The sequence below is a fragment of the Alkalimonas cellulosilytica genome, from assembly GCF_036325985.1.
GTDB lineage: Bacteria > Pseudomonadota > Gammaproteobacteria > Enterobacterales > Alteromonadaceae > Alkalimonas > Alkalimonas cellulosilytica.
This window is the reverse complement of the sequence record NZ_JAUHLI010000006.1, coordinates 141,903-156,647: the sequence shown is the minus strand read 5'-3', so window position 1 is coordinate 156,647 and position 14,745 is coordinate 141,903. Positions and strand designations below refer to the sequence as shown.

Below are 14,745 nucleotides of genomic sequence, written 5' to 3'. Positions count from 1 at the left end.
AAATGAATCATAAAATTCATTTTTAAATCACCATTGCGTCATCTGGCCGGCTTATCTTGTGTCCGGTGCAGCTATGACTTCGCACAATCACAACAACAAACTTTCGGAGTAAGCAATGGACAACCAGACAATAACCGACCCAATCGAGCAGACCTCAACTGCTCAACCCATTTTAAACCGACGTGATTTTGTCAAAGGCAGTGCCGTTGGCGCTGCGGCCATTTCCTTCGGCGCCCTGGCAAGTGGCAATGCCTCTGCTTTTAGTAAAGATTATGGCCCACTTGCACCAGTAGCTGATGAAGTCACCGGCCTTCCGCTGCTGCAGCTACCTGCGGGCTTTCGTTATTTATCCTATGGGTGGCATGGCCAAACCATGCTGGACCGTACCCCAACCCCGGGTGTGCATGATGGCATGGCGGTGGTGATGAGCCAGGGAAGTAGCATCTCTTTGGTCCGTAATCATGAAGTCCGCGGTGCCGGCCCGGCAGTCCCATCACCAGCCATATACAATCCTTCCGCACCAGGTGGTACCAGCAATCTGTTGTTTGATCCTATTGCCGGACGCTGGCTTGGCTCTTACATGAGCATCAGCGGTACCTCGACCAACTGCGCTGGCGGCTTAACTCCTTGGGGAACCTGGCTGACCTGCGAAGAAACCACGGCAACCTACAATGGCGTTCCTCATGGCTGGATTTTCGAAGTTCCTGGCTTCGGTTTAGCCAACCCGGTGCCTCTGAAGGCTATGGGCCGCCGGGCCCATGAAGCAACCGCTACCGATCCGGTAACCGGTTATGTCTATATGACCGAAGATGCAGGCACCTCCTCTGGATTCTATCGCTTCCGTCCATTTGAATATGGCAACCTGGCTGCCGGTGGCGTGCTTGAGATGCTGAAAGCGACCGAGATCTTTAACGCTGATTTACGTGGTAACTATCCTAATGGTACCAGCTGGGATATCGAGTGGGTGGTGATTGATGAGCCTGAGTCCATTAACCCGCGCAACTACACTCAGGGCTTCAACAAGGGTGCAGCACGTTTTGCCCGGCTGGAGGGTGCCTGGTACGACACCGGGTTAATTTATTTTGACTCTACCAGTGGTGGTGCTATAGGCCGCGGTCAAATTTTTGCGTTTGATCCACGCAGAAACACTCTCACCATGATATTCCAAACCACCAATCAGCTGAGACACCCGGTATCCCCGGATAACCTGGCCGTAAGTCCACGCGGTGGCATCATCATTTGTGAAGATCGCAGTGGTTCCTTGCAACGCCTGATAGGCCTGACCCCAAGCGGCAATGTTTTTGAGTTTGCCCGCAATAACACCGTCCTGTCGGCTGCGGATATTGCCGCAGTCGATAGTATCTATCCGGGTGTTGCCAGCCGCATTAACCCTGGCAACTACCAGAGCTCAGAAATGGCAGGTGTCTGTTTCCACGATCGCTGGATGTTTGTCAATATTCAAACACCTGGTATCACCTTTGCCATTACTGGCCCATGGAACGATGGGATTTTATAACAGGAGTTTTGCCATGAAATCATTCGTGATGATCGTTGTGTTGCTGTGTTCTTTTCAGCTCAAAGCCTTACCATTGCATTACTTTGGTGACTTCACTGGTTCTGGTCATTACCAGGGCACGGTTACCAGTGCCAGCAGCTGGGTAAACCCACCACTATTCGCACTGAATAGCTGGAGTGAACAGGTGAACTTATGGGGCTTTGAAGCTACAGCCGGTGATCTGCTAAGTGTGGACATGCTGACCGGTTCAGATTTTGTTGGTGGCTTTAGCATCTACTTTGGAGAAATCACTGCTCAGGATCTGCTGCTGGGTTTATTCAACAACAGTGGCAATACTGGAAGTGCGCTTTATGTTGGAGGTACCAGCACCTTTATGGCGGACAGCTGGGTCCACGACCTGGTCCTTGGAACGACTGGTTTTTATACCCTGGTAGCAGGAGGAAAATCCGGTCTGGGCTTTGGCACTGAGTACAACTATGTCCTGAATGTGGTGCAAACATCAGCTACAGCTGTATCTGAGCCTGCATCTCTGGCGTTGCTGCTCAGCAGTTTGTTGTTCGTTGGTTTTGCCCGCCGTCGTTAAAACTGTTGCGAAGGTGCTCACACACCTTCGCAAACTCGCTCACCTGGCCGAGCGTTTTTTACGAACATAAATGGTTCGGTTTACTTCGCAAACAATAGCGCCCTGCTGATCTTTGATGTGCACCAGAAACTCCGGGAAATGCTTATCACCATCGTCTGTAGCAGCTTTAATATCCGCTAACACCTGATCGGACAGCCAAAACTCAGCAGTTAACGCCCCTCGGCCCGGCGCAATGAAATCAATATCCGCTTTTTTGTCCCACACATGATAATCCTTGCCCAAAGCCCCCATGATCATTAAAGGGTAAATCGGATCGGTCATCGCAAACATCGAGCCACCGAACTGACTGCGATTGATGTTTTTGGTCCAGGGTCTGGATTTCAACCGCACCCGCACATAGCAAAAATCATCCCGGATGGTTTCTACCCGGATGCCACTAAAGAAAAATGGTGGCCACAGGTTCAGCAACCGCTTCATCAACCCTGGCTTCATTGTCCACTGCATTTGCATTCTCAACTGGTATGACCTGGTGCGGCTATTCTACCTAAGCGATACCACAGTGCAAGTTTGCGTTGAATGCTTAACCTCTAAGCAGATGGCAGAATTAGCATTTGATTAAAGCTGCAATGGCTTTATAATCGAAGTTATGTTGACTAACTGAAGCATGCTATGACTGATCACAATACCGAACTTCGCAAAGCGGGTCTTAAAGTGACCTTGCCGCGCGTGAAAATCCTGGAGATCCTGCAAGATCCCAACAATCAGCATATCAGTGCCGAAGATGTGTACAAGTTATTGCTTGAGTCAGGTGAAGATATTGGTCTGGCAACTGTGTACCGGGTATTGAACCAATTTGATGATGCCGGCCTGTTAACCCGCCATCATTTCGAAGGTGGCAAGTCGGTATTTGAGCTGACCGGTAACAGCCATCATGATCATCTGGTCTGCCTCAACTGTGGTCGGGTGATTGAGTTTGAAGACGACACCATAGAGCGCAAGCAATTGGAAATCGCCACCAGGAATGGTCTAAAACTTACCAACCATAGTCTGTATTTGTACGGTGAGTGCGAGCAAAAGAATAACTGTCCGCACAACACCGACAATTAAACCAGCAGCAACAACCTGAATACGAAGGCCTTACTCTGTTAAGGCCTTTTTTGTGTCTGGCTGCCAGTTGTGCCAGCGTCTGGTGAGTCGGTAACTGGCATAACTAAACCACTCACCGCTTAACTTGGCATAAAAGTCATAGTTGCTTAAATTCACTGTCAACCAGCATTGCCAGCGACAAGGCAGAGGCCGGTAGGTACTGGTGCTGGCCGCTGAAAACTGCCCATTCAGCTGGTGCACATTGATCAGCCGTTGCACCCGCCAGCCATGATGATCACTGCTGATAAATCTCAGCGGCTGCTGGTGTTGAAAACGAGCAGCCAGCTGATAAAACTCCTGATAGGTGTTATCGCCACCATCGAAGCAATCAATGGCGCCATGAAAGCCGTGTTGTTGTAAATAGTGCACATAAGGACCACAGTGCCGTGTGGTAATCACCACAGGGAAGCTCTGGCCCGCCGTTTCTTGCAGCAAATGATCCAGCCGGTTGCGGGCACAAGCCGGCAGAGTCTGCTCTGAGCCACCACAACCAAGCAGTACCAGGGTGACATCACTCTGCATGGCTCCCTGGTTGCCTAATTGCTGCAACTGCCAGTGTCGTACCTGGTTGGTGACAAAGCTATTGCCCAGCAAATAAAAGACCAGCCACAATAGCCAAAGGCCCTTTTTCCGGTAACGCACAGCCGCAAGCAATAAAGCATACAAAAACAAGTTGTGCGGATACAGCACCAGTTGAATAAAGTCGGTCACAACAAACTCCTTTGTTCAGCGGCCAGCCTACTTTGTGTTGCCAGTTGGTAGCCACACCAACAACCCCAGGGCAGCCACAACAGGCCAGAGGTCAGTACATGACCGGCCAGCGCAGCAAGCAACAACAAAACGGTATTCACCAGCAACAACACCCGCCCCTCGGCAATCCCCCTCGCCTGCCAGCTAAGCCACAGCAGGTAACCAAACCAGCCAAGTGCAAACACTAGCGCCATGGCCCCAAAAAACACCGGCAAGTCAAAAAAGTCGGACTCAGCAAAGTATTTTTTTTGATAGAGGGCGATGCCGGCTTGCCCTACCCCCAGCAACCAGTGCCAGGGCGGAAAATGCTCCGTCAATACCTGCAGATTTTGCTGCATGTACAGCTCACGCGATGACAACATCAGGCCCAGCACGCCTTTTTCCTGCCAAACCCAGAGGAGCTTTTGATACAAACCAAGCTGTGTTAGCAAAGCTGGTAGCCAAAGCGGGCTGCTGATCAGCAACAGCATCGCCGCAGCAGCAATCACCACGGCGAATTGTCTGCGCCGCTCCGCCTCCTGATGCAATACAGGGATCAGCGCAGCCAACAACAACACCCCAAACAGGGCCGTTTTGGTCAATAATTGCAGCGCACAAAACAACGCCAGCATCAGCACCACCGCATAAAGCGCTTTGTGTTTGGCCCAGCATTGATGCAGCAAAAAAGCAGCCAGGATCAATAATAAAGCAGAGAGTTCATTGGCCGAGACAAAAAAGCCACTGCTCCCCAGCGAGCCAAGCTCAATTTGCTCCATCGGGCTATACGCGGCGTAGCCAAAACCGGCAAAGCCAAACACAAAATTCAGCAGCAACACCAGGCTAAAAAACAGCATCAGCCGCTGCAGGCTTCGCCGGGCGAGCTGCGGTTCCAGACGAGTGAGCCGCGCAAATGCCACCAACACAACCAAGGGTGCAAACAACTTACAGATAAGAATCAGCTCCTGACCAAAGCCGAGCGCAGGCCGGAGTTGCCATTGCGTGACGAAAGGCCCAAGCATGAGGCTGGCCGCCAAGCCGGCCAACAACAACAGAAAACGCCGGTCGCTGCTGTTGAGTAACCAGAGCATGGCAACCAGTAAGGCGCCTTTAAAAGCCTGAGCCACAGGCAAGCCAAGCATGCCCTGACTTTGCAGTGCGCCTTGCACCATATCAAGCAGCAAGCTAAAAGCCGCCAGCAGGAAAATGACATGCAAGCCAGTTGTGGTGGTGCTCTGTTTAATCAAATAACCCCCGCCAGCCTTTTTGCAATAACTTTAACCGTAACCTGCTTAACCAGGAGAACTTTTGTTTCAGGTAATAGCGGCATTTCAATGCTTTTAAGCCATAACGACTACTGCGCCACAGCTGACTGAGCGACATCGGTAATTGCTGCATACTATGGCGATAAAAAGCCTGATTTTGTAAATTACGCCCAGACATCAATGCCCGGTGCTTCACCACAAAGGCATCATGCGCCTGCAAGCGTTTCGGCGAACCACTAATACGGCCAGCTTCATGCCCCGCATTCACCTGATAGCTGATATGCGCAATGCGCCGGGCAGGTCCGAATCGGGCGACCACACGCACCCACATATCGTAATCCTGAAACGCTGCCAGCTGAGTATCAAACCCCCCCAGGGCCCGCATGGATTCGGTTGGTACCAGCGCCTGGTTCGATAAGGTATGCAAATCCAGCAATGTGTCCAGCGTGACTATGGCATCTTCGGCAAAACATGGCTTGGTGGTGGTTCCGTAGTGCCATAAATAGCCTGAACAGACCATGGCATCCCCCGGCTCAAAAGCCGCATACAAACTGGATAAACGATCCGGATAGAACACATCATCATCATCCAGCCCGGTAACATACTCTCCTTTGGCAGCCGCGATAGCGGTATTTCTTGCCGCACAAGCCCCCTGGCTTTGCTCATGATGCAACAAACGCACTTTGGGGTGTTGGCCATAGGTGTGTTGCAAAAAGCTCCAGCTGTCATCCGTCGAGCCATCATCGACCACGATCAGCTCAAAATTGGGGTAATCTTGTGCCAACACCGAATCAATAGCAGTTGCCGCCATCTGCTTGCGGTTGTGCGTTGGCATATACACACTGATCAATGGTAAATCCTGTTTCATAATCGCCCCCATAACGCTAACCACAGATAGTGCAACAGACGACCCTGCCTGCCGATCCGGCTGGGCTGGCTCAGTAATCTGTACAACCACTCCAGATGCAAGCGGCACCAAAGTGCCGGAGCTCGTTTGACCTGACCGGTAAACACATCAAAGCTGCCACCTACGCCCATAAAAAAACAATCAGGCAATTGCTGACGCAATCGCTCTATCAATTGCTCTTGCCTGGGTGAGCCCATCGCAACCGGGATGACTTTGGCACCGCTTTGGCGGATGTCCATCAGCAGCTGCTGCTCATCCTCGTAATAGCCATCGGTCGCCCCCACCACGGGCACACCTTGTTGCAACAACCCGGCTTTGGTTTGTGCCAGTACTTCAGCTCTGGCGCCCACTAAATAGACGGGTACCTGATAGTCGGCACAACGCAGCATCAAGCTTTGCCAGAGTTCACAGCCAGGAATTCGCTGTACCGGCTGGTTTAAACGCTTGCGCATCAGCAACACGACACCAATCCCATCGGCGTAACGAAGCTCAGCCTGGCTGAGCATAGCAGCGACCTGAGGATCCTGGCGGGCAGCCATAATTTTCTCCGGATTGATGGCAATGGCAGCGCCGGCAAATACCCTGCCATTCAAATCAATAATGGTTTCCAGCAACTGCTGCTGATGCACAAAGGCGCCGACCTTGACAGGTCCGATTTGCACACTTGCTATACTCGCTGTTTTTTCCGGGGTACTGGAGATCATACGTGGCCTTGTTGATATAGATGCTGGTAAATACGCATTAATTCGCTGGCAATCACCGGCAACAACTGTGTTTGTGCATAGTGGTGACCGGCTTGTTGCATCTGTTGATAATCAGTCTCTGGCAACTGCCAGCATCGCTTCAGGTGCTGTAGCAGTTGATTGATCAGGGCTGTTTCGGTTTGCTGCTGACTGATTATCCAGCCAAACTCAGGTCTCAACTGGGCTTTGGCACCATCGGTTTCAGTGGCAATCACCGGGGTATAACAGGCCAGCGCTTCCGTCATCACCAAGCCAAAGGACTCCTGCCGGGACAAGCTCAACAACACTTTGCTACGCTGATAGCATTTTTTCAGTTCCTGCTGGCTCTGGCTAGGCAGCCATTGAAGCTTAGGGTACTGCTGTTGCCACAGCCTTATTTTTTCCGATGCCGGCCCCTGCCCGACAATGCAGATGCTCTGCTGCGTCAAATGTGGTAACAGTTGCTCCAGCCGGTCCAGCCCTTTGTTGTCATTCAGGCTACCAACGAACAGCAAGTCGATATCTTTATCCTGCTTTGCCAACCGTTTGGCAGCTGCATAGTCTGCTGAAATACCGGCCGCCAACACACGAGCTGCATCGGGTTGCTGGTAAAAGGCTTGTTGCAAAGGTGCACTGGCAAAAATCCATTGATCCACCCATCCAGCACACCAACGATAGGCCCTACCTGCCGGTTGATAGCGATAAATATCACTGCCATGGCATGTCACAACAATCTTAGCGGAGCGATGACGCAGACACTTGTATAAAATCGCCAACCAAATCGTTGGGTAAAAAAAGTGCACATGCAGAATGTCATAACGCTGACGACAAAACACAAAACGCAGGACAAAATCCAGCAGCCAGACGGGGTATTTAAGCAAGCGGTTTAACACCCCATCATCATGCCAGCGCATCCAATGGTAAGCAGTCGCTATCGGCAGTGCCTGCCGCTGTTGCTCGATAAACTGCCCCTGCACCGGTGACGATGGCTTGGGCCCCATATTGCTAATCAGCAAAATTTGCATCAATCTATCTCATACGTCGGGAATTTTATCGTTTGTTCAGCCTAGCGCAAGCTGAATGACTGTAAGCTGAATTCTAACTTATTGCTCAGCATAACAAAAAAGGATACGTATGTATTCGCTGTTCTGGCCGGTTATTTGTTGCTTTTTGATCACGGCTCTGGCTTTAAAAGCCTTGTTGCCATTGGCGCAACGCATTGGTCTGCTGGATATACCCAAGGGCCGCAAACAGCATCAGGGCAAGGTACCACTTATTGGTGGGTTAGCTGTTTTTGCTGGTGTTGCTGCTGGATTGCTGGTGGCAGACGCCAGCCAGATGCAGCATTGGGCCTTTATCGGCTGCGCTTTCGTGATTGTAGTGCTGGGTGCATTCGATGATGCGCTGGATCTGTCAGTTTCGTTGCGGCTTATCGTGCAGTGTCTGGTGGCTATTGCCATGATGTGGCTGCTGGATTTGCACCTGGCTCACCTTGGTAACTTGTTTGGCTTCGGGCCGGTAGAACTCGGCTGGTTCGGACCACCACTCACCATCATTGCGGTGATTGCCGCTATCAATGCATTTAATATGACGGATGGCATTGATGGTCTGGCTGGCAGTCTGAGCCTGTTAACCATGCTGGCTTTGACCTTTTTTATGCTGATGTGGGGGCAGCAAGATATCGCTGTGTTACCCATCTTAATGATGGTCGCCCTACTCCCTTACCTGGCAGCAAATTTACAGTGGTTTGGCTTGCGTAAAGTATTCCTTGGCGATGCAGGGAGTATGCTGATCGGCCTGACCGTGATCTGGCTGTTGCTGCAAGGCAGCCAGAGCGCGGCCAGCAGCTTTCGTCCGGTAACGGCCTTGTGGATCATTGCTATTCCATTGCTGGATATGGCCGTCATCATGCTCCGGCGCATTCGTAAAGGGCAGTCACCTTTTAAAGCCGACCGTGAGCATTTGCATCATATTTCATTACGCCTCGGGCTTGGTCCACGCCATGCATTGCTGTTTATCGTTGGTCTGGCCGGTACCGCCGCCAGTATTGGTGCACTGGCTGAATACCTGTTGTTGCCTGACTTCCTTGTCTTGCTGTTGTTTTTGCTGCTGGGTGCTGGTTATTACTATGTACTATCGCATGTCTGGCGTATTGTGTCCGCGCTTCGTCGTCGGCCTCAGCGCTAACAGGCGGCGGCAAAAGCCGCTTTACGCCGGTTGTATTCTGCAATCATGGCCTCCATGCTGGGAGCATCATAAGGCGACAAGTTGCTTAAAATCATACGCTTCCGGCCTTGGCCAATCGAGTGGCCATCACAAGCCAGGCTAAAGTCAAGCAAAGCGCTACCGCGCTTACCGGACACTTCCAGGCTGGCATCAGACAAAGCTAGCTGGGGCAGGCAGGACGGCAACTCGGTCAATTCCAATGCCATGCTCTCATAAATCACCATTGGCCGCTGTGGATGGATCATCACCTGCTGCTGCTGCATCAAAGGATGCAAAATATGAGGGAAGTTTTTACCAGAGAACTGGACATAATCGGTGGCAATAGCCTCGATTAACGCTAAATCTTTACTAACAGCCCCTTGCTGATTTAGGGACAGGTAGATTTTCCCATCACGATCACAAATACGGATCTCGGCGCCTTCCTGCTCAAAATGCAACCAGACATCCGCCGCGACCATCCCAGCGAAGGTACAAGTCAGACGCTCGCTGATACCATACTGGCTTAACAGCCAGGAAAACATCAGATCACCAGGCACACAAAATCGTTTGGCATCTTCATCATGCAATGGATTAAAGTCACCGGCTATTTTTTTAGCGAAAGTACTTGCCTGATGCCGGCTAAAGCTGAACTCACCGGCCTGCTGATTAATATAAGGAGTCAAAAACATAACTATCCATTGGTTTTGTGCAAAACCCGACAAGTCTACCTTAGTTTTTAGAGAAATTGGTCCAGCCAGTGCAGATTTTCTGTTTATGCATCGCACAGCAGCCAAGCTACACTCAATGATTAAGAATTCTGGCAGAGTTTATGCTTGCCTTAGCCAATGATAGCTGTGACCACACCCTGTTTGAATGGATAAGCAATTAAGGCTCGAGATCACACATGACGTTTAAAACCGGCCGCCAACACTTAGCGGCAACAAAAAAAATGACGCTCGCAGAGCTGGAAGATAAACTGCTCGAACATCAGCAGTTACTGAACGCCATCCTGAAAGACAGCGGCATCTTATTGCCATCCTTGTTGCAAGGATCTGCCTCAGTCGAAATGAGCGCTACCATTTTTACCAGCGCTTTAAAAGCCTACGCCAGTAAAGACTTCCCATTGGCTGCCAGGCAGTTCCGGCAAGCAGCCATGTTAGGGCATGCCAAAGCGCAGTATTATTTTGGCCTGATGTACATTAAGGGCCTCGGCCTGCCTGCCTCGATTAAGCATGCATATTGCTGGCTGCTGCTGGCCGCCATACAGCGCGACCCATCTGCTGCTGAGTTGGTGCGCTCGTTACAAAGTAAAATGACACCAGACAAGTTGCAACAAGCGACTGAGCTTGCCGCTGAACGCTTCGAAAGCATCGAAGACAGAAAAATGTACTGAACTAAAAAAAATGCTTGATTTATCATCAGCAGCAAACTACTGTATATGCATACACTGTATATAACAACAGTTAGGAGTTAGTATGAGTTCAGCACAAAGTCGTAAGCAAGCCCCAGTGGCTATCAGCAACCAGCCTGGTTTGCATTACTGTATCAATACGGCTGAGCAACAAGCTAGCCAGTACCTGAACGAGCTGTTGGAGCAGCATCAGCATGCCAGGGGCTGGACTTTAATCCTTGCACCCGAAACAGCCTCATTGAAAATGCTGATAGAAATGGAAGCACTGCAGCAAAATCGAATTTTACTGATCCATCGCAAACAGATTCAGGACTTGGCCGGTACCTTAAAGAAAGCCATTCTGGCCGGTACCTGCAGTTGCATTATCAACTTTGCTGAGCTGACCGATCTGCAACAGTCTCAGGAGCTCGCCGTACTGGCCGAATGCTGTGGCTGTACAGTATACTGTGTAGCAACAGATACCAGCTGGTGCCACTAACAGGCAACAGCAACAACGATCAATAAAGCCCTGAACCCATGCTGTGTTATTGTGGATCGAATGTAAGTTACAACAGTTGCTGTCAGCCTTACCATAAAGGGCAGCAGCAACCAGAAAGCTGTGAACAGTTAATGCGCTCGCGCTATAGTGCATTTTGTTGTCAGGATCTCAGCTATTTACAGCACAGTTGCGTCGCAGCACTTCAGGCAGAGCAAAGCCCTGAGCAGCTGCATGACTTTGTGCATCATGCTCACTTTGTAGGTTTGCAAATCCTGCCCCTGCCAAAGTTGACTCAAACTGCAAATGAGGGGCATGTCCACTTTCAGGTAAGCTACTTACTTGGCCACCAATTGCACAGCTTTCGTGAATTATCCCGCTTTAAGAACCAGCAAGGCTGCTGGCTCTATAGCAGTGGCGATGTAACTGAGCTTGCGACACAAAAAATTGGCCGCAATGATCCTTGTCCCTGTGGCAGTGGTCGTAAGTTTAAATCTTGTTTGCCACATCAACCTTCTGGTCAGGCTGCGGCCTGATTGTCTAACTTTTGCAGCACCTCATACAAAGCTGTGGCATCCGCTGCTACCGGTTCCATCTCAACTTGATACAACCGGCGGCGGCTGTGCAAATCCAGGTTATCCGCGACCCGTGGTTCCAGCTTGCTGGCATCGTCTTTTAGCACCCAGGGCAAAGGAGTAAGTTGTTGCTGCAAACGAATTTGGGTAAAACTTTGCTGTATGGCTTTGCTGCATAAGTGACTGCTGGTCTGATCGCCAGCTTGCCAGTTAAACGGCCTTGCTGCCTGCACACCCAGGATTTGCCTTAGCGAGCGCACAGCGGTTTCGTTTTTTGCTTGCTTCAGCACGAAAGCAGCTTGCTCTTCAACCGCAGCAGATAGCATGGCCCGCCACAACCGAAAATCAGCAGGCTGCTGCTTGTGAAGAGCCTCGTTCATTTTAGGGCCAATTTGCCACTCATGAATCAACATGGATACAGTTCCAAAATTGCGCTTGCTGACTTTATCGGCAAACAAACAAATAAATGAAGAGTGCGCCTTTACATCAAAGTATTTTTTGGTATGATGCAGGCCTTGTGTGGAGGGGTTCCCGAGTGGTCAAAGGGATCAGACTGTAAATCTGCCGGCTCAGCCTTCGAAGGTTCGAATCCTTCCCCCTCCACCACTTTTCCTGTATCCAATTCGTATTTTTCTTGCTATCCCCCGTTATTTTACTGACACTTAACCTATGTCGTTTCAACTCTGTTGTTGTAATGGAAAGTAAAGCACTTGAAAACCTACGGGTTTTGATTGTTGATGACCAACGTTCATTTCAGTTGATGTTTAAAGGCATCCTCTATTCGATGGGTGCGACCAATGTCGCCTTCGCCCTGACAGGTGAGCAAGCCTTAGCCAAGTGCATTAACATGGACTACGATGTGCTTTTTGTCGATTACCATCTGGGCACCGGCAAAAATGGCAAGCAGTTGTTGGAAGATTTACGGGAGAAAAAGCTGCTTAAACCCAGCAGTATTTTTATGATTGTCACCAGTGAAAATACCGTGCCCATGGTCATGAGTGCCGTTGAGCTGGAGCCCGATGACTACCTGATTAAACCTTTCTCTCAGCGTGTCCTTCGCAGCCGGATCCAGAAAATTCAGCAAAAAAAACAACAGCTCAAACCCTTGTATCAAGCCATGCATGACGAGCAGTATGACCAGGTGATTGAACACTGCCAGCATGAGATCAGTCAGGCCGGACGCTACCAGCAGTTTTGCAAACGCGTACTGGCAGAAACCCTGATTAAACAGCAGCAACTCGATAGTGCAGAGCAAGTACTCACCCAGAATCTGCAACAACATCGCAGTGGCTGGGCTCTGGTACTGCAAGCCCATATCTGTTTTGAGCGTCAAGCCTATGACGAGTGCCTGGCACTTTGTGATGAAGCCCTTGAGACAAATCGCTACTTTGCAGAAGCGCTCGATTTGAAAGCGAAATGCTATATGGCACTCAGTGCGCCTGAGGATGCGCTGAAAGCCATTCAACAAGCGGCTGAAATTGCTCCACACTCCATTAAACGTCAGTATTTGGTGATGGATATCGCCCGGGCACTGCACGATACACCACAGCAGGTCACGGCCAGCAAGCAGCTGTACGAAATTACCCGGCGTTCGCTGAAGCAAGATGTGATCCATTTACAAAACTACATTCGCACCGTCATTGAAGCGGCTATGGAAGCCGAGGATCCACAACAGAAAAACCGTTACCAGCAAGAAACCTTGATCGCTCTGCAGCGGGCTCGCTTGGATGAAAGCATGATCCGGGATATTGATTTCGATCTTTTTGAAGTCTTATGTCAGGCACGGCTGGAGTCATTAAGCGGCCAACAGTTTCAGGCTAAACGGACCTATGCAACGGTCGCCGATCTACTAACAGACCAGGAACACAGCCTGGCTGATGCAGTCTTACTGCTGAACCAGATTGGTGAGTACGAAGAAGCTGAAACCTTAAAACAGCGGTTGCCTGCCAGCACCTTATCCAATCCAGTGTTAAGTGCCATTTTGCGCCAGCAAACCGAAAGTACCGGCGAGCGCAGAGCGCACTTTGCCGAGTGCAACAAAGAAGGGATCCGATTGTATAAAAGTGGCAACTTTGTAGAAGCCGCCCGGCAGTTTGAACAGGCGTTGGAGCTGGCACCGATGAATACCGGTGCGGCACTAAACTACATTCAGTCCCTGTTGCAAGTGCTGAGTCAGCATGACACTAAACGCAGCAAACCCGGTGATGCTTTTGAACGCTGCCGCAAAACCTTTCGGGTGGTCGATCACATGCCGTTGCCAGAGCATCACCGCGTACGCTACCAGGAGCTGTTGTCCCGCTTTGAAAAAATAACCAGCGAACGCCGGCGTTAAGCCCGCTGCTGTAACCGGGCAGATAACTCTTGAAACAGAGTACTTGCCCCCAGCCGCATACTTTGGGGCTGCGCCTGGCGCCCGGTGATTCGTTCAAACTGTTCCATAAAAGCCAACCCCTGTTCAATGGTACGAACACCACCTGAGGCTTTAAAGCCCACCGCCCGGTCTGCACCGGCAATCACGGTCAACATGACTTCAGCCGCCTCATCCGTTAAGCCTACCGGTACTTTGCCAGTAGAAGACTTGACAAAATCAGCGCCACTGTCGATCACCAACTCGGTTGCTTTGGCAACCTGCTGGCAAGTGATTAACTCGCCACTTTCAATAATCACCTTTAACAGGGTTGAACCACAGGCTTGACGAACATCCAGCAAAAAGCTTTTCACACTGCCAATCCGTCCTGCCATTAGCTCCTGATAAGGCAACACACAGTCAATTTCAGTAGCACCATCAGACACAGCAGCCGCAATCTCCAGGCAGACCTGATCAGCACTTTGTTGGCCTGAAGGAAAGTTCACCACAGTTGCAGCCGCAATGCCTGCTGTTTGGAATGCAGGAAAGCGAGTGAATAACGGCAGGTACTCCGGGTACAAGCAAACCGCTGCCGGATGAAAAGCAGACTCTGAGATCGCCAATAACCAGCTTTGCATTTGCGCATTGCTGTCAGGCTGTTGTAAACGGGTGACATCCAGCAGAGACATCATTTGTGTTAAGCGTTCAAAGGTAGTCATATTGAGCCTTTTTAAATTTTTTTTGTATTCATGGAATTTTTTTTAAAAGGTGCAGTCTTATCCATTAGCAGTGATGAGCCTATCTCTCCCAGGCGTGGCCTTCACTTGTCCTTATGTTTCGTCCTTGTGTTTGTCTTACCGGCCCTCT

Annotated in this window: 17 protein-coding genes and 1 tRNA gene; 9 read left to right on the top strand and 9 right to left on the bottom strand. The window is 50.4% G+C overall.

The features are described 5' to 3' along the window. Nucleotides 1–115 precede the first annotated feature (115 nt). Both QWY20_RS07695 and QWY20_RS07690 read left to right on the top strand, forming a co-directional pair. Nucleotides 116–1,516 carry an alkaline phosphatase PhoX gene (locus QWY20_RS07695; protein ID WP_330128433.1) on the top strand — a complete coding sequence of 467 codons (1,401 nt, stop codon included), beginning with the start codon at nucleotides 116–118 and terminating at the stop codon, nucleotides 1,514–1,516. A gap of 13 nt (nucleotides 1,517–1,529) precedes the next feature. Next, a complete protein-coding gene (locus QWY20_RS07690) occupies nucleotides 1,530–2,099 on the top strand; it encodes a PEP-CTERM sorting domain-containing protein (protein ID WP_330128432.1) in 570 nt (189 codons plus the stop codon). 39 nt (nucleotides 2,100–2,138) lie between these two features. Here QWY20_RS07690 and QWY20_RS07685 read toward each other — a convergent pair whose 3' ends face one another. Further along, on the bottom strand, nucleotides 2,139–2,603 hold the full coding sequence (locus QWY20_RS07685) for a DUF4442 domain-containing protein (RefSeq protein ID WP_330128431.1): 465 nt from the start codon (nucleotides 2,601–2,603) through the stop codon (nucleotides 2,139–2,141). Between the two features lie 165 nt (nucleotides 2,604–2,768). Between QWY20_RS07685 and fur the strand changes: the two genes are divergently transcribed. Next, nucleotides 2,769–3,206 carry a ferric iron uptake transcriptional regulator gene (gene fur, locus QWY20_RS07680; protein WP_330128430.1) on the top strand — a complete coding sequence of 146 codons (438 nt, stop codon included), beginning with the start codon at nucleotides 2,769–2,771 and terminating at the stop codon, nucleotides 3,204–3,206. 30 nt (nucleotides 3,207–3,236) lie between these two features. Here the strand turns inward: fur and QWY20_RS07675 are convergent, their stop codons facing one another. From QWY20_RS07675 to QWY20_RS07655, 5 genes are read right to left on the bottom strand one after another with little or no spacing between them, the layout of a single operon-like run. Further along, nucleotides 3,237–3,956, bottom strand: a complete 720-nt coding sequence (locus QWY20_RS07675; protein ID WP_330128429.1) for a hypothetical protein — start codon at nucleotides 3,954–3,956, stop codon at nucleotides 3,237–3,239. After that, nucleotides 3,953–5,218, bottom strand: coding sequence for an O-antigen ligase family protein (locus QWY20_RS07670; protein WP_330128428.1), 1,266 nt, complete (start codon nucleotides 5,216–5,218; stop codon nucleotides 3,953–3,955). The genes QWY20_RS07675 and QWY20_RS07670 overlap by 4 nt, the downstream gene beginning before the upstream one ends. Continuing rightward, a complete protein-coding gene (locus QWY20_RS07665; RefSeq protein ID WP_330128427.1) occupies nucleotides 5,211–6,104 on the bottom strand; it encodes a glycosyltransferase in 894 nt (297 codons plus the stop codon). Before QWY20_RS07665 ends, QWY20_RS07670 begins: the two co-directional genes overlap by 8 nt. Then, nucleotides 6,101–6,847 carry a WecB/TagA/CpsF family glycosyltransferase gene (locus QWY20_RS07660; RefSeq protein ID WP_330128425.1) on the bottom strand — a complete coding sequence of 249 codons (747 nt, stop codon included), beginning with the start codon at nucleotides 6,845–6,847 and terminating at the stop codon, nucleotides 6,101–6,103. The genes QWY20_RS07665 and QWY20_RS07660 overlap by 4 nt, the downstream gene beginning before the upstream one ends. Further along, on the bottom strand, nucleotides 6,844–7,890 hold the full coding sequence (locus tag QWY20_RS07655) for a glycosyltransferase family 4 protein (protein WP_330128424.1): 1,047 nt from the start codon (nucleotides 7,888–7,890) through the stop codon (nucleotides 6,844–6,846). Before QWY20_RS07655 ends, QWY20_RS07660 begins: the two co-directional genes overlap by 4 nt. Before the next feature lie 109 nt (nucleotides 7,891–7,999). On the opposite strand from QWY20_RS07655, the gene wecA reads away from it, so the two are divergent. Beyond that, the gene (gene wecA, locus QWY20_RS07650) at nucleotides 8,000–9,052 is read left to right on the top strand and encodes a UDP-N-acetylglucosamine--undecaprenyl-phosphate N-acetylglucosaminephosphotransferase (RefSeq protein ID WP_330128423.1); all 1,053 of its coding nucleotides are present in this window, start codon (nucleotides 8,000–8,002) and stop codon (nucleotides 9,050–9,052) included. Here the strand turns inward: wecA and QWY20_RS07645 are convergent. Next, nucleotides 9,049–9,759: a DUF3581 family protein gene (locus QWY20_RS07645; protein ID WP_330128422.1), complete on the bottom strand. Its 711-nt coding sequence runs from the start codon at nucleotides 9,757–9,759 to the stop codon at nucleotides 9,049–9,051. The genes wecA and QWY20_RS07645 overlap by 4 nt on opposite strands. A gap of 215 nt (nucleotides 9,760–9,974) precedes the next feature. On the opposite strand from QWY20_RS07645, the gene QWY20_RS07640 reads away from it, so the two are divergent. From QWY20_RS07640 to QWY20_RS07630, 3 genes are all read left to right on the top strand, one after another. After that, nucleotides 9,975–10,463 carry an SEL1-like repeat protein gene (locus QWY20_RS07640; RefSeq protein ID WP_330128421.1) on the top strand — a complete coding sequence of 163 codons (489 nt, stop codon included), beginning with the start codon at nucleotides 9,975–9,977 and terminating at the stop codon, nucleotides 10,461–10,463. An 82-nt stretch (nucleotides 10,464–10,545) separates the two neighbouring features. After that, complete coding sequence (locus tag QWY20_RS07635; RefSeq protein WP_330128420.1) at nucleotides 10,546–10,959, top strand: hypothetical protein; 414 nt, start codon at nucleotides 10,546–10,548, stop codon at nucleotides 10,957–10,959. Between the two features lie 131 nt (nucleotides 10,960–11,090). Then, nucleotides 11,091–11,492, top strand: coding sequence for a YchJ family metal-binding protein (locus tag QWY20_RS07630; RefSeq protein ID WP_330128419.1), 402 nt, complete (start codon nucleotides 11,091–11,093; stop codon nucleotides 11,490–11,492). Here QWY20_RS07630 and QWY20_RS07625 read toward each other — a convergent pair. Beyond that, a complete protein-coding gene (locus tag QWY20_RS07625) occupies nucleotides 11,477–11,944 on the bottom strand; it encodes a VC2046/SO_2500 family protein (RefSeq protein WP_330128418.1) in 468 nt (155 codons plus the stop codon). The two genes, QWY20_RS07630 and QWY20_RS07625, sit on opposite strands and share 16 nt — an antisense overlap. Nucleotides 11,945–12,052: 108 nt before the next feature. Between QWY20_RS07625 and QWY20_RS07620 the strand changes: the two genes are divergently transcribed. Next, nucleotides 12,053–12,137: transfer RNA gene (locus QWY20_RS07620), tRNA-Tyr, on the top strand. A gap of 88 nt (nucleotides 12,138–12,225) precedes the next feature. Continuing rightward, nucleotides 12,226–13,863, top strand: a complete 1,638-nt coding sequence (locus QWY20_RS07615; protein WP_330128417.1) for a response regulator — start codon at nucleotides 12,226–12,228, stop codon at nucleotides 13,861–13,863. Here QWY20_RS07615 and deoC read toward each other — a convergent pair. Then, nucleotides 13,860–14,597, bottom strand: coding sequence for a deoxyribose-phosphate aldolase (gene deoC / locus QWY20_RS07610; RefSeq protein ID WP_330128416.1), 738 nt, complete (start codon nucleotides 14,595–14,597; stop codon nucleotides 13,860–13,862). The two genes, QWY20_RS07615 and deoC, sit on opposite strands and share 4 nt — an antisense overlap. Nucleotides 14,598–14,745: the final 148 nt, after the last annotated feature.

Bases quoted from the DNA above. Each gene is read 5' to 3' on its own strand.
- deoC (WP_330128416.1), bottom strand. From the start codon at position 14,597: ATGACTACCTTTGAACGCTTAACACAAATGATGTCTCTGCTGGATGTC.
- QWY20_RS07660 (WP_330128425.1), bottom strand. From the start codon at position 6,847: ATGATCTCCAGTACCCCGGAAAAAACAGCGAGTATAGCAAGTGTGCAA.
- fur (WP_330128430.1), top strand. From the start codon at position 2,769: ATGACTGATCACAATACCGAACTTCGCAAAGCGGGTCTTAAAGTGACC.
- QWY20_RS07630 (WP_330128419.1), top strand. From the start codon at position 11,091: ATGCGCTCGCGCTATAGTGCATTTTGTTGTCAGGATCTCAGCTATTTA.
- QWY20_RS07685 (WP_330128431.1), bottom strand. From the start codon at position 2,603: ATGCAGTGGACAATGAAGCCAGGGTTGATGAAGCGGTTGCTGAACCTG.
- QWY20_RS07655 (WP_330128424.1), bottom strand. From the start codon at position 7,890: ATGCAAATTTTGCTGATTAGCAATATGGGGCCCAAGCCATCGTCACCG.
- QWY20_RS07640 (WP_330128421.1), top strand. From the start codon at position 9,975: ATGACGTTTAAAACCGGCCGCCAACACTTAGCGGCAACAAAAAAAATG.
- QWY20_RS07665 (WP_330128427.1), bottom strand. From the start codon at position 6,104: ATGAAACAGGATTTACCATTGATCAGTGTGTATATGCCAACGCACAAC.
- QWY20_RS07690 (WP_330128432.1), top strand. From the start codon at position 1,530: ATGAAATCATTCGTGATGATCGTTGTGTTGCTGTGTTCTTTTCAGCTC.
- QWY20_RS07645 (WP_330128422.1), bottom strand. From the start codon at position 9,759: ATGTTTTTGACTCCTTATATTAATCAGCAGGCCGGTGAGTTCAGCTTT.
- QWY20_RS07625 (WP_330128418.1), bottom strand. From the start codon at position 11,944: ATGTTGATTCATGAGTGGCAAATTGGCCCTAAAATGAACGAGGCTCTT.
- wecA (WP_330128423.1), top strand. From the start codon at position 8,000: ATGTATTCGCTGTTCTGGCCGGTTATTTGTTGCTTTTTGATCACGGCT.
- QWY20_RS07635 (WP_330128420.1), top strand. From the start codon at position 10,546: ATGAGTTCAGCACAAAGTCGTAAGCAAGCCCCAGTGGCTATCAGCAAC.
- QWY20_RS07695 (WP_330128433.1), top strand. From the start codon at position 116: ATGGACAACCAGACAATAACCGACCCAATCGAGCAGACCTCAACTGCT.
- QWY20_RS07615 (WP_330128417.1), top strand. From the start codon at position 12,226: ATGGAAAGTAAAGCACTTGAAAACCTACGGGTTTTGATTGTTGATGAC.